This is a genomic window from Bacillus bingmayongensis (genome assembly GCF_000299035.1).
Taxonomy (GTDB): Bacteria; Bacillota; Bacilli; order Bacillales; family Bacillaceae_G; genus Bacillus_A; species Bacillus_A bingmayongensis.
The window spans coordinates 30,261-51,436 of the sequence record NZ_AKCS01000019.1; the positions used below are offsets into that span (position 1 = coordinate 30,261).

35 protein-coding genes are annotated in these 21,176 nt (G+C 40.6%); all 35 read left to right on the forward strand.

Annotated features, from left to right (window positions below):
* Positions 1-120: 120 nt before the first annotated feature.
* The 35 genes from fusA to Y7E_RS0104720 all read left to right on the forward strand — a co-directional run bounded on the left by fusA (position 121) and on the right by Y7E_RS0104720 (position 21,175).
* The gene (gene fusA, locus Y7E_RS0104550; RefSeq protein ID WP_017150124.1) at positions 121-2,199 is read left to right on the forward strand and encodes an elongation factor G; all 2,079 of its coding nucleotides are present in this window, start codon (positions 121-123) and stop codon (positions 2,197-2,199) included.
* Between the two features lie 117 nt (positions 2,200-2,316).
* Positions 2,317-3,504 carry an elongation factor Tu gene (gene tuf / locus Y7E_RS0104555; RefSeq protein WP_017150125.1) on the forward strand — a complete coding sequence of 396 codons (1,188 nt, stop codon included), beginning with the start codon at positions 2,317-2,319 and terminating at the stop codon, positions 3,502-3,504.
* Positions 3,505-3,892: 388 nt separating this feature from the next.
* Entirely contained in the window at positions 3,893-4,201 is a 309-nt protein-coding gene (gene rpsJ / locus Y7E_RS0104560; RefSeq protein WP_001040596.1) for a 30S ribosomal protein S10, read from the forward strand.
* 34 nt (positions 4,202-4,235) lie between these two features.
* Positions 4,236-4,868, forward strand: coding sequence for a 50S ribosomal protein L3 (gene rplC, locus Y7E_RS0104565; RefSeq protein ID WP_017150126.1), 633 nt, complete (start codon positions 4,236-4,238; stop codon positions 4,866-4,868).
* Positions 4,869-4,893: 25 nt separating this feature from the next.
* Positions 4,894-5,517, forward strand: coding sequence for a 50S ribosomal protein L4 (rplD, locus tag Y7E_RS0104570; protein WP_017150127.1), 624 nt, complete (start codon positions 4,894-4,896; stop codon positions 5,515-5,517).
* A complete protein-coding gene (gene rplW, locus Y7E_RS0104575) occupies positions 5,517-5,807 on the forward strand; it encodes a 50S ribosomal protein L23 (RefSeq protein ID WP_017150128.1) in 291 nt (96 codons plus the stop codon). The genes rplD and rplW overlap by 1 nt, the downstream gene beginning before the upstream one ends.
* A 28-nt stretch (positions 5,808-5,835) precedes the next feature.
* The gene (gene rplB / locus Y7E_RS0104580) at positions 5,836-6,666 is read left to right on the forward strand and encodes a 50S ribosomal protein L2 (RefSeq protein ID WP_017150129.1); all 831 of its coding nucleotides are present in this window, start codon (positions 5,836-5,838) and stop codon (positions 6,664-6,666) included.
* Positions 6,667-6,726: 60 nt separating this feature from the next.
* Positions 6,727-7,005, forward strand: a complete 279-nt coding sequence (gene rpsS, locus Y7E_RS0104585; RefSeq protein ID WP_017150130.1) for a 30S ribosomal protein S19 — start codon at positions 6,727-6,729, stop codon at positions 7,003-7,005.
* A gap of 17 nt (positions 7,006-7,022) precedes the next feature.
* Complete coding sequence (gene rplV, locus Y7E_RS0104590; RefSeq protein WP_011983250.1) at positions 7,023-7,364, forward strand: 50S ribosomal protein L22; 342 nt, start codon at positions 7,023-7,025, stop codon at positions 7,362-7,364.
* Positions 7,365-7,367: 3 nt separating this feature from the next.
* On the forward strand, positions 7,368-8,027 hold the full coding sequence (gene rpsC, locus Y7E_RS0104595; RefSeq protein WP_017150132.1) for a 30S ribosomal protein S3: 660 nt from the start codon (positions 7,368-7,370) through the stop codon (positions 8,025-8,027).
* Position 8,028: 1 nt separating this feature from the next.
* Complete coding sequence (gene rplP / locus Y7E_RS0104600; protein ID WP_000928968.1) at positions 8,029-8,463, forward strand: 50S ribosomal protein L16; 435 nt, start codon at positions 8,029-8,031, stop codon at positions 8,461-8,463.
* Positions 8,453-8,653, forward strand: coding sequence for a 50S ribosomal protein L29 (gene rpmC / locus Y7E_RS0104605; RefSeq protein ID WP_000855718.1), 201 nt, complete (start codon positions 8,453-8,455; stop codon positions 8,651-8,653). Before rplP ends, rpmC begins: the two co-directional genes overlap by 11 nt.
* Before the next feature lie 20 nt (positions 8,654-8,673).
* On the forward strand, positions 8,674-8,937 hold the full coding sequence (gene rpsQ, locus Y7E_RS0104610) for a 30S ribosomal protein S17 (RefSeq protein ID WP_011983253.1): 264 nt from the start codon (positions 8,674-8,676) through the stop codon (positions 8,935-8,937).
* A gap of 43 nt (positions 8,938-8,980) precedes the next feature.
* Positions 8,981-9,349, forward strand: a complete 369-nt coding sequence (gene rplN, locus Y7E_RS0104615; RefSeq protein WP_011983254.1) for a 50S ribosomal protein L14 — start codon at positions 8,981-8,983, stop codon at positions 9,347-9,349.
* A gap of 38 nt (positions 9,350-9,387) precedes the next feature.
* A complete protein-coding gene (gene rplX, locus Y7E_RS0104620) occupies positions 9,388-9,699 on the forward strand; it encodes a 50S ribosomal protein L24 (RefSeq protein WP_017150133.1) in 312 nt (103 codons plus the stop codon).
* A 26-nt stretch (positions 9,700-9,725) separates the two neighbouring features.
* Positions 9,726-10,265 carry a 50S ribosomal protein L5 gene (rplE, locus tag Y7E_RS0104625; protein ID WP_017150134.1) on the forward strand — a complete coding sequence of 180 codons (540 nt, stop codon included), beginning with the start codon at positions 9,726-9,728 and terminating at the stop codon, positions 10,263-10,265.
* A 33-nt stretch (positions 10,266-10,298) separates the two neighbouring features.
* Positions 10,299-10,484, forward strand: a complete 186-nt coding sequence (gene rpsN, locus Y7E_RS0104630) for a 30S ribosomal protein S14 (RefSeq protein WP_001085700.1) — start codon at positions 10,299-10,301, stop codon at positions 10,482-10,484.
* A 29-nt stretch (positions 10,485-10,513) separates the two neighbouring features.
* On the forward strand, positions 10,514-10,912 hold the full coding sequence (rpsH, locus tag Y7E_RS0104635; RefSeq protein WP_000245511.1) for a 30S ribosomal protein S8: 399 nt from the start codon (positions 10,514-10,516) through the stop codon (positions 10,910-10,912).
* A 31-nt stretch (positions 10,913-10,943) separates the two neighbouring features.
* Positions 10,944-11,483 carry a 50S ribosomal protein L6 gene (rplF, locus tag Y7E_RS0104640; protein ID WP_017150135.1) on the forward strand — a complete coding sequence of 180 codons (540 nt, stop codon included), beginning with the start codon at positions 10,944-10,946 and terminating at the stop codon, positions 11,481-11,483.
* A gap of 31 nt (positions 11,484-11,514) precedes the next feature.
* Positions 11,515-11,877 (forward strand): 50S ribosomal protein L18, encoded by a 363-nt coding sequence (gene rplR / locus Y7E_RS0104645; protein WP_017150136.1) that lies wholly within the window; start codon positions 11,515-11,517, stop codon positions 11,875-11,877.
* A gap of 21 nt (positions 11,878-11,898) precedes the next feature.
* Positions 11,899-12,399 carry a 30S ribosomal protein S5 gene (gene rpsE / locus Y7E_RS0104650; protein WP_017150137.1) on the forward strand — a complete coding sequence of 167 codons (501 nt, stop codon included), beginning with the start codon at positions 11,899-11,901 and terminating at the stop codon, positions 12,397-12,399.
* A 16-nt stretch (positions 12,400-12,415) separates the two neighbouring features.
* Positions 12,416-12,598 carry a 50S ribosomal protein L30 gene (gene rpmD, locus Y7E_RS0104655; protein WP_001085234.1) on the forward strand — a complete coding sequence of 61 codons (183 nt, stop codon included), beginning with the start codon at positions 12,416-12,418 and terminating at the stop codon, positions 12,596-12,598.
* 33 nt (positions 12,599-12,631) lie between these two features.
* Positions 12,632-13,072, forward strand: coding sequence for a 50S ribosomal protein L15 (rplO, locus tag Y7E_RS0104660; RefSeq protein ID WP_017150138.1), 441 nt, complete (start codon positions 12,632-12,634; stop codon positions 13,070-13,072).
* Entirely contained in the window at positions 13,072-14,373 is a 1,302-nt protein-coding gene (secY, locus tag Y7E_RS0104665) for a preprotein translocase subunit SecY (RefSeq protein ID WP_017150139.1), read from the forward strand. The genes rplO and secY overlap by 1 nt, the downstream gene beginning before the upstream one ends.
* A 52-nt stretch (positions 14,374-14,425) precedes the next feature.
* Positions 14,426-15,076 (forward strand): adenylate kinase, encoded by a 651-nt coding sequence (locus tag Y7E_RS0104670; RefSeq protein ID WP_017150140.1) that lies wholly within the window; start codon positions 14,426-14,428, stop codon positions 15,074-15,076.
* Positions 15,076-15,822, forward strand: a complete 747-nt coding sequence (gene map / locus Y7E_RS0104675) for a type I methionyl aminopeptidase (protein WP_017150141.1) — start codon at positions 15,076-15,078, stop codon at positions 15,820-15,822. Before Y7E_RS0104670 ends, map begins: the two co-directional genes overlap by 1 nt.
* Positions 15,823-15,890: 68 nt before the next feature.
* Positions 15,891-16,109 (forward strand): translation initiation factor IF-1, encoded by a 219-nt coding sequence (gene infA, locus Y7E_RS0104680; protein WP_001029884.1) that lies wholly within the window; start codon positions 15,891-15,893, stop codon positions 16,107-16,109.
* Positions 16,110-16,144: 35 nt separating this feature from the next.
* The gene (gene rpmJ / locus Y7E_RS0104685; RefSeq protein WP_000868344.1) at positions 16,145-16,258 is read left to right on the forward strand and encodes a 50S ribosomal protein L36; all 114 of its coding nucleotides are present in this window, start codon (positions 16,145-16,147) and stop codon (positions 16,256-16,258) included.
* A 21-nt stretch (positions 16,259-16,279) separates the two neighbouring features.
* A complete protein-coding gene (gene rpsM, locus Y7E_RS0104690) occupies positions 16,280-16,645 on the forward strand; it encodes a 30S ribosomal protein S13 (RefSeq protein WP_000090789.1) in 366 nt (121 codons plus the stop codon).
* A gap of 24 nt (positions 16,646-16,669) precedes the next feature.
* Entirely contained in the window at positions 16,670-17,059 is a 390-nt protein-coding gene (gene rpsK, locus Y7E_RS0104695; RefSeq protein WP_000101801.1) for a 30S ribosomal protein S11, read from the forward strand.
* Between the two features lie 180 nt (positions 17,060-17,239).
* The gene (locus tag Y7E_RS0104700) at positions 17,240-18,184 is read left to right on the forward strand and encodes a DNA-directed RNA polymerase subunit alpha (RefSeq protein WP_000569645.1); all 945 of its coding nucleotides are present in this window, start codon (positions 17,240-17,242) and stop codon (positions 18,182-18,184) included.
* Between the two features lie 35 nt (positions 18,185-18,219).
* On the forward strand, positions 18,220-18,582 hold the full coding sequence (gene rplQ, locus Y7E_RS0104705) for a 50S ribosomal protein L17 (RefSeq protein ID WP_000331491.1): 363 nt from the start codon (positions 18,220-18,222) through the stop codon (positions 18,580-18,582).
* Between the two features lie 111 nt (positions 18,583-18,693).
* Positions 18,694-19,536, forward strand: coding sequence for an energy-coupling factor ABC transporter ATP-binding protein (locus Y7E_RS0104710; RefSeq protein ID WP_017150142.1), 843 nt, complete (start codon positions 18,694-18,696; stop codon positions 19,534-19,536).
* Complete coding sequence (locus Y7E_RS0104715) at positions 19,512-20,393, forward strand: energy-coupling factor ABC transporter ATP-binding protein (protein ID WP_017150143.1); 882 nt, start codon at positions 19,512-19,514, stop codon at positions 20,391-20,393. Before Y7E_RS0104710 ends, Y7E_RS0104715 begins: the two co-directional genes overlap by 25 nt.
* Complete coding sequence (locus Y7E_RS0104720) at positions 20,381-21,175, forward strand: energy-coupling factor transporter transmembrane component T family protein (RefSeq protein WP_017150144.1); 795 nt, start codon at positions 20,381-20,383, stop codon at positions 21,173-21,175. Before Y7E_RS0104715 ends, Y7E_RS0104720 begins: the two co-directional genes overlap by 13 nt.
* The last annotated feature ends 1 nt before the right edge of the window (position 21,176 follow it).

Below are 21,176 nucleotides of genomic sequence, written 5' to 3' on the forward strand. Positions count from 1 at the left end.
GACGCTCGTTTTACATAATGAGAGTACTGGATATACTGACATATGTAATAAAATAAAGTGGCTTTTTTGCTACTTAAAATAAAATAATCCAATCCATATATGGAAGGAGCAAGACACCAAATGGGAAGAGAGTTCTCTTTAGAAAACACTCGTAATATTGGTATCATGGCTCACATCGATGCTGGTAAAACAACAGCAACTGAGCGTATCTTGTACTACACAGGACGTATTCATAAAATCGGTGAAACTCACGAAGGTGCATCTCAGATGGACTGGATGGAGCAAGAGCAAGAGCGTGGTATCACAATTACTTCTGCTGCAACTACAGCTCAATGGAAAGGTCATCGTGTAAACATCATTGACACTCCAGGACACGTAGACTTCACAGTAGAAGTAGAACGTTCTCTACGCGTACTTGATGGCGCAGTAGCAGTACTTGATGCACAATCTGGTGTAGAACCACAAACAGAAACTGTTTGGCGTCAGGCTACTACTTACGGCGTACCTCGTATCGTATTCGTTAACAAAATGGATAAAATCGGTGCAGACTTCTTATACTCTGTAGGAACAATCCACGATCGTTTACAAGCAAACGCACATCCAATTCAGTTACCAATCGGTGCTGAGGACGAGTTCAATGGTATCATTGACCTTGTTGAAGAGTGTGCTTACATGTACGGTAACGATTTAGGAACAGATATTCAACGTATCGAAATTCCTGAAGAGCATAAAGAGCTAGCTGAAGAATACCGTGGAAAACTTATTGAAGCGGTAGCTGAGCTTGATGAAGAAATGATGATGAAGTACCTAGAGGGTGAAGAAATCACTGTAGAAGAGCTTAAAGCTGGTATCCGTAAGGCTACAACTTCTGTAGAATTCTTCCCAGTAATCTGTGGTTCTGCATTCAAAAATAAAGGTGTTCAAATTCTGTTAGACGCAGTTATTGACTACTTACCATCTCCATTAGACGTACCTGCTATTAAAGGTATCGTTCCTGATACAGATGAAGAAGTAGAACGTAAGTCTAGCGATGAAGAGCCATTCTCAGCTCTAGCATTCAAAATCATGACTGACCCTTATGTTGGTAAATTAACGTTCTTCCGTGTGTACTCTGGTGTGTTAAACTCTGGATCATACGTGAAAAACTCAACTAAAGGTAAGCGTGAGCGTGTAGGTCGTATCCTACAAATGCACGCTAACAGCCGTGAAGAGATTTCAACAGTTTACGCTGGTGACATCGCTGCTGCTGTAGGTTTAAAAGATACTACTACTGGTGATACTCTTTGTGACGAGAAGAGCCTTGTTATCCTTGAGTCTATGGAATTCCCAGAGCCAGTTATCTCTGTAGCTATCGAACCAAAATCTAAAGCTGACCAAGATAAAATGGGTACAGCATTATCTAAGCTTTCTGAAGAAGATCCAACATTCCGTGCTCACACTGACCAAGAAACTGGCCAAACAATCATCGCTGGTATGGGTGAACTTCACCTTGACATCATCGTTGACCGTATGCGTCGTGAATTCAAAGTAGAAGCAAATGTTGGTGCACCTCAGGTAGCATACCGTGAAACTTTCCGCGCTGCTGCGAAAGTTGAAGGTAAGTTCGCACGTCAATCTGGTGGTCGTGGACAATTCGGTCACGTTTGGATTGAGTTTGAACCTAACGAAGAAGGTAAAGGATTCGAATTCGAAAACAAGATCGTCGGTGGTGTAGTTCCACGTGAATACATCCCAGCTGTAGGAGCAGGTCTTGAAGATGCACTTAAAAATGGTGTACTTGCAGGATATCCTGTAGTAGACATTAAAGCTGCATTAGTTGACGGATCTTACCATGATGTTGACTCCTCTGAGATGGCGTTCAAAATCGCTGCATCTATGGCACTTAAAGCTGCGGTTTCTAAATGTAACCCAGTAATCCTTGAGCCAATGATGAAAGTTGAAGTTGTAATTCCTGAAGAGTACATGGGTGACATTATGGGTGACGTAACATCTCGTCGTGGACGTGTAGAAGGTATGGAAGCTCGCGGTAACGCACAAGTTGTTCGCGCTATGGTTCCACTTTCTGAAATGTTCGGTTATGCAACGTCATTACGTTCTAACACTCAAGGACGTGGAACATTCTCAATGGTATTTGACCATTATGAAGAAGTGCCAAAGTCTGTTTCAGAAGAAATTATCAAAAAAAATAAAGGTGAATAATTGATTTTTATCGATTGTTCAAGTATAACTACTTATGTAAGCTTAGAAAGTGGGACATAAGTTTCACTTTCTAGTCTAAATATAAAATAACCTATATAAACTAAGGAGGAATTTAGAATGGCTAAAGCTAAATTCGAACGTTCTAAACCCCATGTTAACATCGGTACAATCGGCCACGTTGACCATGGTAAAACTACATTAACTGCTGCGATCACTACAGTTCTTGCAAAAGCTGGTGGTGCTGAAGCACGCGGATACGATCAAATCGATGCTGCTCCAGAAGAAAGAGAGCGCGGTATCACAATCTCAACTGCACACGTTGAGTACGAAACTGAAACTCGTCACTATGCACACGTTGACTGCCCAGGTCACGCTGACTATGTTAAAAACATGATCACTGGTGCTGCTCAAATGGACGGCGGTATCTTAGTAGTATCTGCTGCTGATGGCCCAATGCCTCAAACTCGTGAGCACATCCTTCTTTCTCGTCAAGTAGGTGTACCTTACATCGTTGTATTCTTAAACAAATGCGACATGGTAGACGACGAAGAATTATTAGAATTAGTAGAAATGGAAGTTCGTGATCTATTATCTGAATACGGATTCCCAGGCGATGATATCCCTGTAGTTAAAGGTTCTGCTCTTAAAGCTCTTCAAGGAGATGCTGAGTGGGAAGCTAAAATCGTTGAATTAATGGCTGAAGTTGATGCTTACATCCCAACTCCAGAACGTGAAACTGACAAACCATTCTTAATGCCTGTAGAGGATGTATTCTCTATCACAGGTCGTGGTACAGTAGCTACTGGTCGCGTAGAGCGCGGAATCGTTAAAGTTGGTGACGTAGTAGAAATCATCGGTCTTGCTGAAGAAGCTGCTACTACAACTGTAACTGGTGTAGAAATGTTCCGTAAACTTCTTGACCAAGCTGAAGCTGGTGACAACATCGGTGCTCTACTTCGTGGGGTTGCTCGTGAAGACATCCAACGTGGACAAGTTCTTGCTAAAAGTGGATCTGTAAAAGCTCACGCTAAATTCAAAGCTGAAGTTTTCGTATTATCTAAAGAAGAAGGTGGACGTCACACTCCATTCTTCGCTAACTACCGTCCACAATTCTATTTCCGTACAACTGACGTAACTGGTATCATCCAATTACCAGAAGGTACTGAAATGGTAATGCCTGGTGACAACATCGAAATGACTATCGAACTTATCGCTCCAATCGCAATCGAAGAGGGAACTAAATTCTCTATTCGTGAAGGTGGACGTACAGTAGGTTACGGCGTAGTTGCTACGATCGTTGAGTAATCTTTAAATAGATTTAAAAAACTCAAGGGATTTTCCCTTGGGTTTTTTTGTTTGTAGGAATGATACTTTATATTTTTAAACGAGTTTCTTCTATAGTATATGATGATGAAAAAAGAAACATCCAGAAACTGTAAAAATAATAACGGTAGATGAAAACTTGAAATTCTTTAAAGTGCCATGTATAATAGCAAAAGTAGAGAAAAGCAGATGCAAACAAAAAGATGCTTGCATCTAGACGAATAACATTGTATAATAGACAATGTTGGTCTTTGACTGCGATGAAGTGGAAGGTTGCTGACACACCCGGCCGCTTTGCCATGGCATGGTGTGAGGAAATTTCCATGGAGAAGGTCTATTTTAGAAATAGGCGAACGAAGGAGGGAAAATAATGGCAAAAGAAAAAATTCGTATCCGTTTAAAAGCTTACGATCACCGTATTCTTGATCAGTCAGCTGAGAAAATTGTAGAAACAGCTAAGCGTTCTGGGGCAACAGTTTCTGGTCCGATCCCATTACCAACTGAAAAAACTGTTTACACAATTCTTCGTGCTGTTCATAAGTACAAAGATTCTCGTGAGCAATTCGAAATGCGCACGCACAAACGTCTAATCGACATCGTGAGCCCTACTCCACAAACAGTAGACTCATTAATGCGTTTAGATTTACCATCTGGTGTAGATATCGAAATCAAACTATAATTTATATAACTTAAAAATGTAGGAGGTGTAACTCATGACCAAAGGAATCTTAGGAAGAAAGATCGGTATGACTCAAGTATTTGCTGAAAACGGTGAGCTAATTCCTGTAACAGTAATCGCAGCGACTCCAAACGTTGTTCTTCAAAAGAAAACAACTGAAACTGATGGCTACAATGCAATTCAGTTAGGATTCGACGATAAACGTGAAAAATTAGCTAACAAACCTGAACAAGGTCACGTTGCTAAAGCAACTACTGCTCCTAAGCGCTTCATTCGCGAAATCCGCGATGCAGACGTGGACGGATTAGAGGTTGGTCAAGAGGTAAAAGTTGAAGTTTTCACTGCAGGTGAAATCGTAGACGTAACAGGAATTTCTAAAGGTAAAGGTTTCCAAGGTGCTATTAAACGCCACGGACAATCTCGCGGACCTATGTCTCACGGTTCTCGTTATCACCGTCGTCCTGGTTCAATGGGCCCAGTTGCTCCGAACCGTGTATTCAAAGGCAAAAAACTTGCTGGACGTATGGGTGGAGACCAAGTTACGGTTCAAAACTTAGAAATCGTTCAAGTTGACACTGAGCGCAACTTATTATTAGTAAAAGGTAACGTTCCAGGTGCTAAGAAATCTCTTGTAGTTGTTCAAGGCGCTGTGAAGGCTAGCAAATAATTCACAATAGGAAGGAGGAATTCCAATGCCAAAAGTTACTGTATATAACCAAACTGGTTCACAGGTTGGTGAAATCGAATTAGCTGAAGCTATTTTCGGTATCGAACCAAATGAAGCTGTACTTTTTGAAGCTGTAATGATGCAACGTGCGTCTTTACGTCAAGGTACACACAAAGTAAAAAATCGCTCTGAAGTGCGCGGTGGTGGTCGTAAACCATGGCGTCAAAAAGGAACTGGACGTGCTCGTCAAGGTTCTATCCGCTCTCCTCAATGGCGTGGTGGTGGTACGGTATTCGGACCTACACCAAGAAGCTATGCTTACAAACTTCCTAAGAAAGTTCGTCGCTTAGCTATTAAATCTGCATTAGCTACTAAAGTAGTTGAGAACAACATTGTAGTTCTTGAAGACTTAGTGTTAAATGCACCAAAAACAAAAGACATGGTAGCAGTACTTAAAGGATTAACTGTAGAAAAGAAAGCTCTTATCGTAACTGCTGATGCAAACGAAACTGTAGAGTTATCTGCTCGCAATATTCCTGGAGTAACAGTAATCACTGCTGATGGCGTAAACGTTTTAGACGTGCTTCATCATGATAAGCTAATCATGACAAAAGCGGCAGTGGAAAAAGTAGAGGAGGTGCTTGCATAATGAGAGATCCTCGTGATATCATTAAGCGCCCAGTTATCACTGAACGTTCTATGGAAATGATGGCTGAAAAAAAATACACGTTCGATGTGGACGTTAAATCTAATAAAACAGAAGTTAAAGATGCTATAGAAGCGATCTTTGGTGTTAAAGTAGAAAAAGTGAACATCATGAACTACAAGCCGAAAGCAAAACGCGTTGGTCGTCACGCTGGTTTTACTAACCGTCGTCGTAAAGCAATCGTTAAGCTAACTGCTGACAGCAAAGAAATCGAAATCTTCCAAGGTGTTTAATTCTTACTAAAGAAGGAGGGAAATTGAGATGGCAATTAAAAAGTATAATCCAACTACTAACGGTCGTCGTAACATGACTACGAATGATTTCGCTGAAATTACGACTGACAGACCGGAAAAGTCTTTACTTGCACCTTTAAGCAAAAAGGCTGGACGTAATAACCAAGGTAAAATTACTGTACGTCACCAAGGTGGCGGACATAAGCGTCAATACCGTATCATCGACTTTAAACGTAACAAAGATGGAATTCCAGGACGCGTTGCTACGATCGAATACGATCCAAACCGCTCTGCGAATATCGCATTAATTAACTACGTTGACGGTGAAAAACGTTACATTCTTGCTCCTAAAAACTTAGAAGTAGGCATGGAAGTTATGTCTGGCGCTGATGCTGACATTAAAATCGGTAACGCATTACCATTAATCAACATTCCAGTAGGTACTGTTGTTCATAACATCGAACTTAAACCAGGTCGTGGTGGACAATTAGTTCGTTCTGCTGGTACATCTGCTCAAGTACTTGGTAAAGAAGGTAAATACGTACTTGTACGTTTAACTTCTGGTGAAGTTCGCTTAGTATTATCTGCTTGCCGTGCAACTGTAGGTCAAGTAGGTAACGAATCACACGAACTTATCAAAATTGGTAAAGCAGGTCGTTCTCGTTGGTTAGGTAAGCGCCCAACTGTTCGTGGTTCTGTAATGAACCCAGTTGATCACCCACACGGTGGTGGTGAAGGTCGTTCACCAATCGGACGTAAGTCTCCAATGTCTCCATGGGGTAAACCAACTCTTGGATTCAAGACTCGTAAGAAAAACAAAGCGTCTGATAAATTCATCGTTCGTCGTCGTAAAAAATAATGGGGTTGTAGTACGGTTCACTTCTGGAACCGTACGGCAATCACGAAGGGAGGCACCAAAATGGCTCGTAGCTTAAAAAAAGGACCATTTGTCGATGATCACTTAATGAATAAAGTTGCAAAGTTAAACGAAACTGAGCAAAAACAAGTTGTTAAAACTTGGTCTCGTCGTTCAACAATCTTCCCTCAGTTCATTGGTCACACAATTGCTGTATATGACGGTCGTAAACACGTACCTGTATACATCACTGAGGACATGGTTGGCCACAAGTTAGGTGAATTCGCACCAACTCGTACGTATAAAGGTCATGATGCTGACGATAAGAAAACTAGAAGATAATGAGAGGAGGCACTTCAATGCAAGCTAAAGCAGTAGCGAGAACAGTTCGTATTGCTCCTCGTAAAGTTCGTTTAGTAGTAGACTTAATCCGAGGCAAGCAAGTGGGTGAAGCGATCGCTATCCTTAACCACACACCAAAAACTGCTTCTCCAGTTGTAGAGAAAGTTTTAAAATCTGCAATCGCAAACGCAGAGCATAACTACGAAATGGATGTAAACAACTTAGTTGTTGAAAAAGTTTTCGTTGACGAAGGTCCAACGTTAAAACGTTTCCGTCCACGTGCAATGGGTCGTGCAAGCCAAATTAACAAACGCACAAGCCACATCACAGTTGTGGTATCAGAAAAGAAGGAGGGATAATCGATGGGTCAAAAGGTTAATCCGGTCGGTCTTCGTGTCGGTGTTATTCGTGATTGGGAATCTCGCTGGTTCGCTGAGAAAGATTACGCTACACTTCTTCATGAAGACATCAAAATTCGTGAATACATCGCAGCTCGCTTAAAAGATTCTTCTGTTTCTAAAGTAGAAATCGAGCGTGCAGCAAATCGTGTAAATGTTACAATTCACACTGCAAAACCTGGTATGGTAATTGGTAAAGGTGGTACAGAAGTTGAAGCACTTCGTAAAGCTCTTAACCAATTAACAGGCAAGCGTGTACACATCAACATCTTAGAAGTTAAGAGAGCTGATCTTGACGCTAAATTAGTAGCGGAAAATATCGCTCGTCAATTAGAAAACCGTGTATCTTTCCGTCGTGCACAAAAGCAAGTTATTCAACGTGCTATGCGCGCAGGTGCTAAAGGTATTAAAACACAGGTTTCTGGTCGTCTTGGCGGAGCAGATATCGCTCGTGCAGAATCTTACAGTGAAGGAACTGTTCCACTTCATACACTTCGCGCTGATATTGACTATGCAACAGCTGAAGCTGATACAACATACGGTAAATTAGGCGTAAAAGTATGGATCTACCGTGGAGAAGTCCTTCCTACAAAAAAGAAAGCTTCTGAGGAAGGAGGAAAATAATATGTTAATGCCTAAACGCGTAAAATATCGTAGAGAGCATCGTGGTAAAATGCGTGGTCGTGCAAAAGGTGGCGCTGAAGTAGCATTTGGTGAATTTGGTCTTCAAGCTCAAGCAGCTTCATGGATCACTAACCGTCAAATCGAAGCAGCTCGTCGTGCAATGACTCGTTACATGAAACGTGGCGGTAAAGTTTGGATTAAAATTTTCCCTTCTAAACCTTACACTGCAAAACCTCTAGAAGTACGTATGGGTTCCGGTAAAGGGGCACCAGAAGGCTGGGTAGCAGTAGTAAAACCTGGGAAAGTTATGTTTGAAATCGCGGGTGTATCTGAAGAGGTAGCACGCGAAGCATTACGTCTTGCAGCTCACAAGTTACCTGTGAAATGTAAATTCGTAAAACGTGAAGAAAATGGTGGTGAATCTAATGAAAACTAATGATATTCGTGAATTAACCACTGCCGAAATCGAAACAAAAGTTAAAGCGTTAAAGGAAGAGTTGTTCAACCTTCGCTTCCAACTTGCTACAGGACAATTAGAGAATCCAACACGCATCCGTGAAGTGCGTAAAGCGATCGCTCGTATGAAAACTGTAGTTCGTGAAAGAGAGATCGGAATTAATCGATAAATTGAGGGGAGGTTTGCAAAGTGAGCGAACGTAACCAACGCAAAGTTTATACTGGTCGTGTTGTATCTGACAAAATGGACAAAACGATTACAGTTTTAGTTGAAACTTACAAAACTCATTCCTTGTACGGAAAGCGCGTTAAATATTCTAAGAAATATAAAGCGCATGATGAGCAAAACCAAGCAAAAGTTGGCGATATCGTAAAAATCATGGAAACTCGCCCGCTTTCTGCTACTAAGCGTTTCCGTTTAGTTGAAATCGTTGAAGAAGCGGTTATTATCTAAATAGACGAATCGGAATTTTAAGTCCGAAGGGAGGTTTCATAACATGATCCAACAAGAATCTCGTTTGAAAGTTGCTGACAACTCTGGTGCACGTGAACTTTTAACAATTAAGGTATTAGGCGGCTCTGGTCGTAAATATGCTAACATCGGTGATATTATCGTTGCTACGGTAAAACAAGCAACACCAGGTGGCGTTGTTAAAAAAGGTGACGTTGTTAAAGCAGTAGTAGTACGTACGAAGAGCGGTGCTCGTCGTCCAGATGGTTCTTACATTCGTTTTGATGAAAACGCAGCGGTTATCATTAAAGACGACAAGAGCCCACGCGGTACTCGTATCTTCGGACCAGTAGCTCGTGAACTACGTGATAGCAACTTCATGAAGATCGTTTCTTTAGCTCCAGAAGTTCTATAATTTAAGGTATTGCCTTGCTAAGGAGGTGCAGAATTAAGATGCATGTAAAAAAAGGTGATAAAGTACAGGTAATCACTGGTAAAGACAAAGGAAAACAAGGCGTTATCCTTGTGGCTTTCCCAAAGGAAAACCGTGTTATCGTTGAGGGTGTTAACATCGTTAAGAAGCACTCTAAGCCATCTCAATTAAATCCACAAGGTGGAATTATCACGAAAGAAGCACCTATCCACGTTTCTAATGTTATGCCATTAGATCCGAAAACTGGTGAACCTACTCGCGTAGGCTTCAAAGTGGAAGATGGTAAAAAAGTTCGTATTGCAAAAAAATCTGGTGAATTATTAGATAAATAATTTTCTTAAGAAAGGAGGTCACTTCATTGAATCGCCTTAAAGAGAAGTTCCAAAAGGAAATTACTCCTGCTCTAATGAGCAAGTTTAACTATAAATCTGTAATGCAAGTACCGAAGATCGAAAAGATCGTTATCAACACTGGTGTTGGTGATGCGGTAGCAAACTCTAAAGCATTAGACAATGCTGTAGAAGAATTAACTCAAATCGCAGGTCAAAAACCTGTTATCACTCGCGCGAAAAAATCTATCGCAGGTTTCCGTCTTCGTGAAGGAATGCCTATTGGTGCGAAAGTTACTTTACGCGGCGAGCAAATGTATGAGTTCTTCGACAAATTAGTATCTGTTTCTTTACCACGTGTACGTGATTTCCGTGGTGTATCTAAGAAATCTTTCGATGGTCGTGGTAACTATACATTAGGTGTTAAAGAGCAACTTATTTTCCCTGAGATCGATTATGATAAAGTAAGCAAAGTCCGCGGTATGGACATCGTAATCGTTACTACAGCGAACACTGACGAAGAAGCTCGTGAACTTTTAACACAATTCGGTATGCCATTCCAAAAATAATGGAAGCCAACGCTAAGTAGAGGAGGCGAAAACGTGGCTAAAAAATCTATGATTGCGAAACAAAAGCGTACTCCTAAGTTTAAAGTACAAGAGTATACACGTTGCGAGCGCTGCGGTCGTCCGCATTCTGTATACCGCAAATTTAAACTTTGCCGTATTTGTTTCCGTGAACTTGCATATAAAGGTCAAATTCCTGGTGTTAAAAAAGCTAGTTGGTAAAACCCACAAATGGGAAGGAGGTAAAACACATGGTGATGACAGATCCAATTGCAGATATGCTTACTCGCATCCGTAATGCGAACATGGTACGTCATGAGAAATTAGAGGTTCCTGCTTCTAAAATCAAAAAAGAGATCGCTGAACTTTTAAAACGTGAAGGTTTCATTCGTGATGTAGAATACATCGAGGATAACAAACAAGGTATCCTTCGTATTTTCCTGAAATATGGTGCAAACAACGAACGTGTAATCACTGGATTAAAACGTATCAGTAAACCTGGCTTACGCGTTTACGCTAAAGCTGATGAAGTACCACGCGTACTTAACGGATTAGGTATCGCTCTTGTTTCTACATCTAAGGGAGTAATGACGGACAAAGACGCTCGTCAATTACAAACTGGTGGAGAAGTAGTAGCATACGTTTGGTAATTAATATTGAAACGAACGGAGGTGTGACAACATGTCTCGTATTGGTAAAAAGATTCTTGAAATCCCTGCAGGTGTTACTATCACAGTAGCAGAAAACAATACTGTAACAGTAAAAGGACCTAAAGGTGAATTAACTCGTACATTCAATGCTGATATGGCTATCAAAATTGAAGAAAACATCTTAACAGTTGAGCGTCCATCTGAACAGAAGGAACACCGTGCATTACACGGTACAACTCGTGCTTTACTAGGAAACATGGTTGAAGGTGTAACTACAGGTTTCGCTCGCGGACTTGAATTAATCGGGGTTGGTTACCGTGCTCAAAAACAAGGTAACAAGCTTGTATTAAACGTAGGTTACTCTCACCCAGTTGAAATGACTCCTGAAGCGGGTCTTGAAGTTGAAGTTCCTGCTCCAACTAAGATCGTGATTAAAGGTATCGACAAACAACGTGTCGGCGAATTCGCTGCTAACGTTCGTGCTGTACGTGCTCCAGAACCTTACAAAGGTAAAGGAATTCGTTACGAAGGTGAAGTTGTACGTCGTAAAGAAGGTAAAACTGCTAAGTAAGCCCGTTAGGTGAAAGAAAGGAGTGACAAGAATGATCACTAAAGCTGATAAAAATGCGACTCGTAAGAAAAGACATGCACGTGTACGTGCTAAACTTACTGGTACTGCAGAGCGTCCACGTTTAAACGTGTTCCGTTCTAATCAACACATTTACGCTCAAGTTATTGATGATGTGAATGGTGTAACATTAGTAAGTGCATCTACTCTTGATAAAGACCTTGCTCTTAACGGTACAGGCAACACTGAAGCTGCTACGAAAGTTGGCGAATTAGTTGCTAAGCGTGCTGTAGAGAAGGGTGTTAAAGAAGTAGTATTTGATCGCGGTGGTTACTTATACCATGGCCGTGTTAAAGCTCTAGCTGAAGCTGCTCGTGAGGCTGGATTACAATTTTAATGGTCAAAGGAGGGAAAATTGATGCGTCGCATTGACCCAAGTAAATTAGAACTTGAAGAACGTGTAGTTACGATAAACCGTGTTGCGAAAGTTGTTAAGGGTGGTCGTCGTTTCCGCTTTGCTGCACTAGTTGTAGTTGGTGATAAAAACGGTCATGTTGGATTCGGTACTGGTAAAGCTCAAGAGGTACCAGATGCTATTCGCAAAGCTATCGAAGATGCTAAGAAAAACTTAATCGAAGTACCATTAGTTGGTACATCAATTCCACACGAAATCATCGGACATTTCGGTGCTGGTGAAGTATTCTTAAAACCTGCTGCTGAAGGTACTGGAGTAATCGCTGGTGGACCAGTTCGTGCGGTTCTTGAATTAGCTGGTGTACAAGATATTCTTTCGAAATCTCTTGGTTCTAACACACCAATTAACATGATTCGCGCTACTGTGAACGGATTAAGCGAACTTAAGCGTGCTGAAGATGTTGCAAAATTACGCGGTAAATCTGTAGAAGAGCTACTAGGTTAAGAAGGAGGGAAAACAAATGGCGAAAAAGTTAGAAATTACCCTCACTCGTAGTGTAATTGGTCGTCCACAAGATCAACGTGCGACTGTAGAAGCTTTAGGTCTTAAAAAGTTGAATTCAACTGTAGTTAAGGAAGAAACTCCTGCTATTCTTGGTATGATCAACAAAGTTTCTCACCTTGTAACTGTAAAAGAAGCTTAAGGATAACTCATTAATATAAGGAGGTGCCTGGGAATGAAACTTCATGAATTAAAACCTGCAGAAGGTTCTCGTAAAGTACGTAACCGTGTCGGTCGCGGTATCGGTTCTGGTAACGGTAAAACTGCTGGTAAAGGTCATAAAGGACAAAACGCTCGTTCTGGCGGTGGTGTTCGTCTTGGCTTCGAAGGTGGTCAAACTCCATTATTCCGTCGTTTACCAAAACGCGGCTTCACAAACATTAACCGCAAAGAGTTTGCTATTGTAAACTTAGCGACGTTAAATCGTTTTGAAGATGGTACAGAAGTAACACCTGAATTATTGCTGGAAACTGGCGTTATCAGCAAGTTAAATGACGGTGTTAAAGTTCTTGCAAGCGGAGCAGTTGAGAAAAAACTAACTGTTAAAGCGCACAAGTTCTCTTCAAGTGCTAAAGAAGCAATTGAAGCAGCTGGCGGAACAGTTGAGGTGATCTAATGTTTCGTACAATCTCCAACTTTATGCGCGTTGCTGAGATAAGACGTAAAATATTATTCACTTTAGCGATGTTAATCGTATTCAGGATTGGCACGTTTATCCCAGTGCCATTTACAAATGGAGACGTACTGAAGGCACAAGATCAGTTAAATGCATTAGGAATCCTAAATACATTTGGCGGTGGCGCTTTGAAAAACTTCTCCATCTTTGCGATGGGAATCATGCCGTATATTACAGCATCCATCATCGTGCAATTATTGCAGATGGATGTTGTTCCTAAATTTTCGGAATGGTCGAAGCAAGGCGAAATGGGCCGTCGTAAATTAACACAATTCACGCGTTACTTTACGATTGTTCTTGCGTTTATTCAGGGGTTTGGTATGTCAATCGGTTTTAACGGTATGGTAGGTGGGCAGTTAATTTTGAATCCAGGTTGGAGCACTTATTTATACATTGCTACGGTACTGACTGCTGGTACTGCATTTTTAATGTGGTTAGGTGAACAGATTACAGCTAAAGGTGTAGGTAATGGTATTTCCATCCTTATCTTTGGTGGTATTGCCGCGGCGATCCCAAGTGTAATATCTCAAGTGTATCAACAACAGTTTCAAAATGTCGGAGATCAACTGTTCATGAGTATCGTTAAAGTTGTATTGATTTTACTAGCTGTGCTAGCAATTGTTGTTGGAGTTATCTTCATTCAACAAGCTGTTAGAAAGATCCCAATTCAATATGCGAAGCGTGTAACAGGAGGAAATGGTAGTTATACTGGAGCACAAAACACACATTTACCGCTTAAGGTAAATAGTGCGGGTGTTATTCCAGTAATTTTTGCTGTTTCATTCTTAATTACACCACCAACTATTGCACAGTTCTTCCCGAAACACGATGTATCGCAGTGGATCATTGCAAACTTTAACTATTCTCACCCAGTGGGAATGATAATATATGTTGCGCTCATTGTAGCCTTCACATATTTCTATGCATTTGTTCAGGTTAATCCAGAACAAATGTCAGAGAACTTAAACAAGCAAGGTGGATATGTTCCAGGTATTCGTCCGGGTAAGAATACAGAACAATATCTAACAAAAATCTTGTATCGTTTGACCTTTGTAGGATCTATTTTCCTAGCAGCGATTGCTATTCTACCAGTTATATTTACTAAACTTGGGAACCTTCCTCCATCTGCACAGATTGGTGGAACGAGTATGTTAATTGTTGTCGGCGTTGCTTTAGAAACAATGAAGCAGCTAGAAAGCCAACTGGTAAAACGCCATTACAAAGGGTTTATCAAGCAGTGAGTAAGTGGGAAGATGAATCTTCCCTACATGCTCATTACGAGGGGGAACAAAGATGAACTTAATTTTAATGGGGCTTCCTGGTGCTGGTAAAGGTACACAAGCCGAACAGATTGTAGCCAAGTATAACATCCCTCACATCTCAACAGGAGATATGTTCCGTGCAGCTATGAAGGCTGAAACTGAACTTGGTTTACAAGCAAAATCTTTTATTGATAAAGGTGCCCTTGTTCCAGATGAAGTTACAATCGGAATCGTTCGTGAACGTTTAAGCCAAGAAGACTGTGTTAAAGGCTTCTTGTTAGACGGTTTCCCACGAACAGTTGCACAAGCATCTGCTCTTGAAGAGATAATGAAAGATCTTGGCAAAAAAATCGACTATGTTTTAAACATTAATGTGGATTCAGGATTGCTATTAAAACGTCTTACAGGCCGTCGCATTTGTAAAGAGTGCGGTGCGACTTATCACTTAGAATTCAATCCACCAGCAAAAGCTGATGTGTGCGATAAATGTGGTGGCGAATTATATCAACGCTCTGATGACAATGAAGAAACTGTAGCGAATCGTTTAGATGTAAATATTAAGCAAACAAAACCTTTGCTTGATTTCTATGAAGAGCTTGGTTACTTACAAAGCATTAATGGTGAGCAAGATATCAATAAAGTATTTGCTGATATCGATGTTCTCATCGGAGGCTTAGCGTAATGATCATTTGCAAAACTCCTCGCGAGATAGAAATCATGCGAGAAGCGGGCAAGATCGTTGCTTTAACTCATCAAGAGTTGAAAAAGCATATTGCTCCAGGAATTACAACGAAAGAGCTCGATCAAATAGCGGAAAAGACGATTCGAAAATATGGTGCTACGCCATCTTTTAAAGGATACAACGGATTTCCGGGAAGCATCTGTGCTTCTGTAAATGAAGAGCTTGTACATGGGATTCCAGGAAAGCGCAAGCTCCAAGCAGGCGATATCATCAGTATCGATATTGGTGCGAAATACAATGGGTACCATGGAGATTCTGCATGGACGTATCCAGTAGGAAACATTTCTGAATCTGTTCAAAAGCTACTTGATGTCACAGAAAAATCGTTGTATCTTGGTCTAGAACAAATAAAACCAGGCGAAAGGTTATCGAATATCTCACATGCGGTTCAAACGTATGCTGAAGATAATGGATTCTCGATCGTTAGGGAGTATGTTGGTCACGGAATCGGGCAAGACTTACATGAAGACCCTCAAATCCCGCACTATGGTCCACCAAATAAAGGTCCTAGATTAAAGCCGGGAATGGTTATCTGTGTTGAGCCGATGGTGAACCAAGGAAGACGATATGTAAAAACACTATCTGATGACTGGACAGTGGTAACGGTAGATGGTAAATGGTGTGCCCACTTCGAGCACACGATTGCTCTTACAGAAGCAGGATACGAAATCCTTACCACTTTATAAGTAGCTGGCTCTCCGGGATTTCAGAGCAGTGTAAAATGTTACTGATTTGAAGAAGGGAGAACTATTGAATGGCTAAAGATGATGTAATTGAAGTCGAAGGTACCGTTCTTGAAACGTTGCCAAATGCTATGTTCAAAGTAGAATTAGAGAATGGGCATGTCGTATTGGCTCACGTTTCTGGTAAAATCCGTATGAACTTCATTCGTATTTTACCAGGAGACAAAGTTACGGTAGAATTATCTCCGTACGATTTAAATCGTGGTCGTATTACGTACCGTTTTAAATAATATAGCACTCCGTAATCTTTAAGGAGGTTCGAGACATGAAAGTAAGACCGTCAGTTAAACCAATCTGCGAAAAATGTAAAGTTATTCGTAGACGTGGAAAAGTAATGGTTATTTGTGAAAACCCTAAACATAAACAAAAACAAGGTTAATCAGAAGGAGGTGCATTCGGAATGGCACGTATCGCAGGTGTAGATATTCCTCGTGACAAACGCGTTGTTATTTCTTTAACTTACGTATTCGGCATTGGTCGCACAACTGCTGAAAAAATTCTTGCTGAAGCTGGTGTTTCTGAAGAAACACGAGTTCGTGATTTAACGGAAGACGAATTAGGACGTATCCGTGATATCATCGATCGTATTAAAGTTGAGGGAGACCTTCGTCGTGAAGTATCTCTTAACATTAAACGTCTAATGGAGATCGGTTCTTACCGTGGTCTTCGTCACCGTCGTGGTTTACCAGTTCGTGGTCAAAACTCTAAAAACAATGCTCGTACACGTAAAGGTCCACGTCGTACAGTAGCAAATAAAAAGAAATAATAAGTAAAGGAGGTTGAACTAACAATGGCACGTAAAACAAACACTCGTAAAAAACGTGTGAAAAAGAATATTGAAGCTGGTGTAGCTCATATTCGTTCTACTTTCAACAACACAATCGTAACACTTACAGACACTCATGGTAACGCGCTTTCTTGGTCTAGTGCTGGTGCACTTGGTTTCCGTGGATCTCGTAAATCTACTCCATTCGCTGCGCAAATGGCTGCTGAAACTGCTGCTAAAGTTGCAATGGAGCACGGTTTAAAAACTTTAGAGGTTACTGTAAAAGGTCCTGGTGCTGGTCGTGAAGCTGCAATTCGTGCTCTTCAAGCTGCAGGTCTAGAAGTAACAGCAATTAGAGATGTTACTCCAGTTCCTCATAATGGATGTCGTCCGCCAAAACGTCGTCGTGTTTAATTTTTCTGTATAGAATTTTCCCTTTTGTCTATAATGGATATGATGCATTATCGAGAAATTTCGTACAGAAACATCGCTTGTTGTGCACAATCGGGAACTGCCTAAGGGGGACTTTCGGTTAGACAGAGGTTTTTCCTTTGTTTAGCCGGGGTTTCGACGTTTTGAAGGAGGGTTTAGTTAATGATTGAAATTGAAAAACCGAAAATCGAAACGGTTGAACTTAACGAAGATGCTAAGTATGGTAAATTCGTGATTGAACCGCTTGAGCGTGGATATGGAACTACTTTGGGTAACTCCTTACGTCGTATTCTTTTATCCTCACTCCCTGGTGCCGCTGTAACTGCTATCCAAATCGATGGCGTATTACACGAATTTTCAACAGTTGAGGGCGTAGTAGAAGACGTTACAACGATCATCTTAAACTTGAAAAAGTTAGCTCTTAAAATCTACTCTGAAGAAGAGAAGACGTTGGAAATCGATGTACAGGGCGAAGGTATTGTCACAGCTGCTGATATTACTCACGATAGTGATGTTGAAATCTTAAATCCAGATTTATACATTGCGACGTTAGCAAAAGATGCGCATTTCCGCGTGCGTTTAACTGCAAAGCGTGGCCGTGGGTATACGCCAGCTGATGCAAATAAAAGCGAAGATCAACCAATAGGAGTTATTCCTATTGATTCTATTTATACTCCAGTATCACGTGTGACTTACCAAGTGGAAAAGACACGTGTCGGACAAGTGGCAAATTATGATAAGCTTACGCTTGATGTATGGACGGATGGAAGCATCGGGCCAAAAGAAGCTATCTCTTTAGGTGCCAAAATCTTAACTGAGCATTTAAACATCTTCGTTGGTTTAACTGATGAAGCACAAAATGCTGAGATTATGGTCGAGAAGGAAGAAGATCAAAAAGAAAAAGTTCTAGAGATGACTATCGAAGAACTTGATCTTTCTGTTCGTTCTTATAATTGCTTAAAACGTGCAGGAATTAATACTGTACAAGAGCTTGCGAACAAAACAGAAGAAGATATGATGAAAGTTCGTAACTTAGGACGTAAATCCTTAGAAGAAGTTAAGCACAAGCTTGAGGAATTAGGTTTAGGCTTACGTAAAGACGACTGAGGATTTAATCTCATCAACAAAGGAGGGAACTACGAATGGCATACAGAAAATTAGGCCGTACAAGTGCGCAACGTAAAGCTATGTTACGTGACTTAGCTACTGATTTAATTATCAACGAGCGCATCCAAACGACAGAAACTCGTGCAAAAGAACTTCGTTCTGTAGTGGAAAAAATGATCACTTTAGGTAAACGCGGAGATCTTCATGCTCGCCGTCAAGCTGCATCTTTCATCCGCAATGAAGTTGCTAACGCTGAGACTGGTCAAGATGCACTTCAAAAATTATTCGCTGATGTAGCTCCACGCTATGCTGAGCGTCAAGGCGGATACACTCGTATTGCAAAAATTGGTCCACGTCGCGGAGACGCAGCACCAATGGTAATTATCGAGTTAGTATAATGATAATTAAAAGGGCAGGACAGTTCTTTTCAAGTAACTGGTCGTGGCCCTTTTTTTTTAAATATAGAAAATAGGCTAACTTGGTGGAGTAATGAGAGAGGGTGCCTTGCATTGAAAAACGAGAAACTTCGCACGCAAAATATATCATTTCAATATCCCGGGGCAACTTCTTATGCGTTAAAAGACGTATCATTCTCTTTATATGAGGGAGAATGGGTTTCTGTAATTGGACAAAATGGTTCAGGAAAGTCTACACTTGCAAAATTATTAAATGGTTTATTTTTACCGGAATCAGGAACGATTGTTGTAAATAATGCAATGATTTTATCTGAAGAGACGGTATGGGATATTCGAAAACAAATAGGTATGGTATTTCAAAACCCAGATAATCAATTTGTTGGGACAACAGTGCAAGATGATGTTGCATTTGGTCTTGAAAATATCGGAATGCCTCGGAAACAGATGGTAGAACGGATGAATCAAGCGCTGCAGATGGTTCGAATGGAAGGGTTTCTGAACGAAGAGCCTCATTCGTTATCTGGTGGACAAAAGCAACGTGTTGCGATTGCAGGTGTGTTAGCATTGCAACCATCTATTTTAATATTGGATGAAGCAACATCGATGTTAGATCCACAAGGACGACGTGAAGTAATTGAAACAGTTAGGAAGCTTGTGGATACAAAAGGTATTACCGTTTTATCGATTACCCACGATTTGGAAGAAGCTGCACAGTCAGACCGTGTTATCATTTTGAATCAGGGAGAAATATTAGAGGAAGGTACACCAGAGCAAATTTTTAAGTCCTCTTATATGCTTAGGGAAATTGGGTTAGATGTACCATTCTCGGTAAAAATAGCAGAATTATTAAAAAGAAATGAAATTCCACTGCAGAATACGCATCTTACAATGGAAAGTTTGGTGAACGAACTTTGGAGATTACATTCCAAACAGTAGAGCATCGTTATCAATATAAAACTCCATTTGAAAGACGCGCGCTTTATGATGTAAACGTGTCGTTTCCAAGTGGAGGGTATTATGCCATTATCGGTCATACTGGTTCGGGCAAATCAACGATGATTCAACATTTAAATGGTTTATTGCAGCCGACAAACGGTACGGTCCAAATTGGGGAGCATTTGATTTCCTCGCAAAAGAAAGAAAAAAAATTAAAGCCACTACGAAAAAAAGTAGGGGTTGTCTTTCAATTTCCAGAGCATCAGTTATTTGAAGAAACAGTTGAGAAAGATATTTGTTTTGGACCCTCAAATTTCGGAGTATCGGAAGAAGAGGCAAGACAAAAGGCAAGGGATGCAATTGAGCTTGTAGGATTGGATCCAGAGCTATTAGCGCGTTCTCCATTTGAGTTAAGTGGTGGACAGATGAGACGTGTTGCAATAGCGGGTGTACTTGCAATGGAACCTGAAGTTCTCGTATTAGACGAACCGACAGCAGGGCTTGACCCTAAGGGACAGCAAGAGCTTATGGAGATGTTTTATAAGCTTCATAAGGAGCAGGGTTTGACAGTAATCCTAGTTACTCATAATATGGAAGATGCTGCCAAGTATGCAGATCAAATTGTGGTTATGCATAAAGGAACGGTCTTTTTGCAAGGAACAGCAGAGGAAGTATTTTTACATGCAGATGAGTTAGAACAAATCGGTGTGGGCCTTCCAATGTCTTTAAAGTATAAACGTGCAATTGAAGAGAAGTTTGGTATTACGATTCCAAAGGCTACCTTATCTTTAGAGGATCTTACTCATGAAGTTGTACAGGTGTTACGAAAAGGTGGTCATGAATCATGCAGCAGTTGATTATTGGGAGATATATTCCAGGTAGGTCGCTCATTCATCAACTTGATCCACGTACGAAGCTGTTGATTGTCTTTTTATATGTATTTGTTGTCTTTTTAGCAAATAATGCGATTTCATATGGATTTTTATTTTTATATGCACTCATTGCTTTATTTTTTGCAAAAGTGCCGATTCGTTATGTACTTTCGGGCTTAAAACCAATCTTATGGATTTTTCTTTTTACATTTTTTCTGCATATTTTTACAAATAAAGAAGGAGATGTACTGTTCCAGCTTGGTTGGTTTTCGATACATGAAAAGGGATTAGAGCAAGGAATATATATTTCTATACGCTTTTTTGTCATTATTTTAATGACTACATTATTAACATTAACAACAACACCAATTGAAATTACCGATGGTATGGAAACGTTGTTAAAGCCATTAAAGCGTATAAAGGTTCCTGTTCATGAAATCGCATTAATGATGTCTATTTCTCTTCGTTTTATCCCAACATTAATGGATGAGACGAGTAAAATTATGAAAGCACAAGCATCCCGTGGTATTGATTTTGCTGGTGGACCGATAAAAGATCGATTAAAGGCGGTTATTTCTTTACTTGTGCCGCTTTTTATTAGTGCTTTTAAACGTGCTGAGGACTTAGCGATTGCAATGGAAGCACGTGGGTATCAAAGTGGTGAAGGACGTACTAAATTTAGGCAGCTACGCTGGAAAATAAGTGATACGTTGACGATAGTGAGTTTACTTTGTTTAGCGTGTATTCTAGCATGGGTGCGATCGTAAT

Excerpts from the sequence above, each read along its gene's own strand:
- fusA (WP_017150124.1), top strand. The coding sequence starts at position 121 with ATGGGAAGAGAGTTCTCTTTAGAAAACACTCGTAATATTGGTATCATG.
- tuf (WP_017150125.1), top strand. The coding sequence starts at position 2,317 with ATGGCTAAAGCTAAATTCGAACGTTCTAAACCCCATGTTAACATCGGT.
- rpsJ (WP_001040596.1), top strand. The coding sequence starts at position 3,893 with ATGGCAAAAGAAAAAATTCGTATCCGTTTAAAAGCTTACGATCACCGT.
- rplC (WP_017150126.1), top strand. The coding sequence starts at position 4,236 with ATGACCAAAGGAATCTTAGGAAGAAAGATCGGTATGACTCAAGTATTT.
- rplD (WP_017150127.1), top strand. The coding sequence starts at position 4,894 with ATGCCAAAAGTTACTGTATATAACCAAACTGGTTCACAGGTTGGTGAA.
- rplW (WP_017150128.1), top strand. The coding sequence starts at position 5,517 with ATGAGAGATCCTCGTGATATCATTAAGCGCCCAGTTATCACTGAACGT.
- rplB (WP_017150129.1), top strand. The coding sequence starts at position 5,836 with ATGGCAATTAAAAAGTATAATCCAACTACTAACGGTCGTCGTAACATG.
- rpsS (WP_017150130.1), top strand. The coding sequence starts at position 6,727 with ATGGCTCGTAGCTTAAAAAAAGGACCATTTGTCGATGATCACTTAATG.
- rplV (WP_011983250.1), top strand. The coding sequence starts at position 7,023 with ATGCAAGCTAAAGCAGTAGCGAGAACAGTTCGTATTGCTCCTCGTAAA.
- rpsC (WP_017150132.1), top strand. The coding sequence starts at position 7,368 with ATGGGTCAAAAGGTTAATCCGGTCGGTCTTCGTGTCGGTGTTATTCGT.
- rplP (WP_000928968.1), top strand. The coding sequence starts at position 8,029 with ATGTTAATGCCTAAACGCGTAAAATATCGTAGAGAGCATCGTGGTAAA.
- rpmC (WP_000855718.1), top strand. The coding sequence starts at position 8,453 with ATGAAAACTAATGATATTCGTGAATTAACCACTGCCGAAATCGAAACA.
- rplN (WP_011983254.1), top strand. The coding sequence starts at position 8,981 with ATGATCCAACAAGAATCTCGTTTGAAAGTTGCTGACAACTCTGGTGCA.
- rplX (WP_017150133.1), top strand. The coding sequence starts at position 9,388 with ATGCATGTAAAAAAAGGTGATAAAGTACAGGTAATCACTGGTAAAGAC.
- rpsH (WP_000245511.1), top strand. The coding sequence starts at position 10,514 with ATGGTGATGACAGATCCAATTGCAGATATGCTTACTCGCATCCGTAAT.
- rplF (WP_017150135.1), top strand. The coding sequence starts at position 10,944 with ATGTCTCGTATTGGTAAAAAGATTCTTGAAATCCCTGCAGGTGTTACT.
- rplR (WP_017150136.1), top strand. The coding sequence starts at position 11,515 with ATGATCACTAAAGCTGATAAAAATGCGACTCGTAAGAAAAGACATGCA.
- rpsE (WP_017150137.1), top strand. The coding sequence starts at position 11,899 with ATGCGTCGCATTGACCCAAGTAAATTAGAACTTGAAGAACGTGTAGTT.
- rpmD (WP_001085234.1), top strand. The coding sequence starts at position 12,416 with ATGGCGAAAAAGTTAGAAATTACCCTCACTCGTAGTGTAATTGGTCGT.
- rplO (WP_017150138.1), top strand. The coding sequence starts at position 12,632 with ATGAAACTTCATGAATTAAAACCTGCAGAAGGTTCTCGTAAAGTACGT.
- secY (WP_017150139.1), top strand. The coding sequence starts at position 13,072 with ATGTTTCGTACAATCTCCAACTTTATGCGCGTTGCTGAGATAAGACGT.
- Y7E_RS0104670 (WP_017150140.1), top strand. The coding sequence starts at position 14,426 with ATGAACTTAATTTTAATGGGGCTTCCTGGTGCTGGTAAAGGTACACAA.
- map (WP_017150141.1), top strand. The coding sequence starts at position 15,076 with ATGATCATTTGCAAAACTCCTCGCGAGATAGAAATCATGCGAGAAGCG.
- infA (WP_001029884.1), top strand. The coding sequence starts at position 15,891 with ATGGCTAAAGATGATGTAATTGAAGTCGAAGGTACCGTTCTTGAAACG.
- rpmJ (WP_000868344.1), top strand. The coding sequence starts at position 16,145 with ATGAAAGTAAGACCGTCAGTTAAACCAATCTGCGAAAAATGTAAAGTT.
- rpsM (WP_000090789.1), top strand. The coding sequence starts at position 16,280 with ATGGCACGTATCGCAGGTGTAGATATTCCTCGTGACAAACGCGTTGTT.
- rpsK (WP_000101801.1), top strand. The coding sequence starts at position 16,670 with ATGGCACGTAAAACAAACACTCGTAAAAAACGTGTGAAAAAGAATATT.
- Y7E_RS0104700 (WP_000569645.1), top strand. The coding sequence starts at position 17,240 with ATGATTGAAATTGAAAAACCGAAAATCGAAACGGTTGAACTTAACGAA.
- rplQ (WP_000331491.1), top strand. The coding sequence starts at position 18,220 with ATGGCATACAGAAAATTAGGCCGTACAAGTGCGCAACGTAAAGCTATG.
- Y7E_RS0104720 (WP_017150144.1), top strand. The coding sequence starts at position 20,381 with ATGCAGCAGTTGATTATTGGGAGATATATTCCAGGTAGGTCGCTCATT.